This window comes from Vibrio sp. 10N.222.48.A3 (assembly GCF_041475345.1).
Lineage (GTDB): Bacteria > Pseudomonadota > Gammaproteobacteria > Enterobacterales > Vibrionaceae > Vibrio > Vibrio tasmaniensis_A.
This window is the reverse complement of sequence record NZ_JBFRVX010000328.1, coordinates 1-543: the sequence shown is the minus strand read 5'-3', so window position 1 is coordinate 543 and position 543 is coordinate 1. Positions and strand designations below refer to the sequence as shown.

Sequence of the window (543 nt, the reverse complement as noted above, 5' to 3'; positions counted from 1 at the left end):
GGCTTTTTTATTGGCTAAAATCCAACAGCTAATTGAAAGTGATACTCACTTGAATATTTTACAAGATTTCCACCTGTAACTTTCCGTTCTTGGCTCGCGAATTAGCAACAAATAAATCTGACCGACATTTACACAACCATCCACTAGCAAAATCTAATATTGCATATTTAATGCATGAGAAAAATGAATCGCTCGATAAGAAAAGATATAGAGAGCAAAGTAACGAACACATCAAATGTTTCATTTTATGTATTGCTATTAATGATATTATAATTGGGTAATTACACTACATATCAACACAAATGTGAGAATAAAATAATGTGGAATAGATTAAACAAATCAATGATGTTCTGCCAAATGATGTTCGGACTTTCGTTCTATGGCGTCATGGTGATCTTGACTCGTTTCTTCCTTGAAGATCTGAACTACAACGAAGCCGACACCATGATGGTTGTTGGTGCTTTCTCTGCAATCGGACCGCTATTTGCTATCGCAGGCGGTTTCATCGCCGACAAATTTTTAGGCGCATACCGATCATTGACC

1 pseudogene is annotated in these 543 nt (G+C 36.5%); it reads left to right on the top strand.

The window, feature by feature from the left end:
- Nucleotides 1-318 precede the first annotated feature (318 nt).
- Nucleotides 319-543: pseudogene (locus AB4653_RS10420) on the top strand (major facilitator superfamily transporter); the annotation flags it as partial.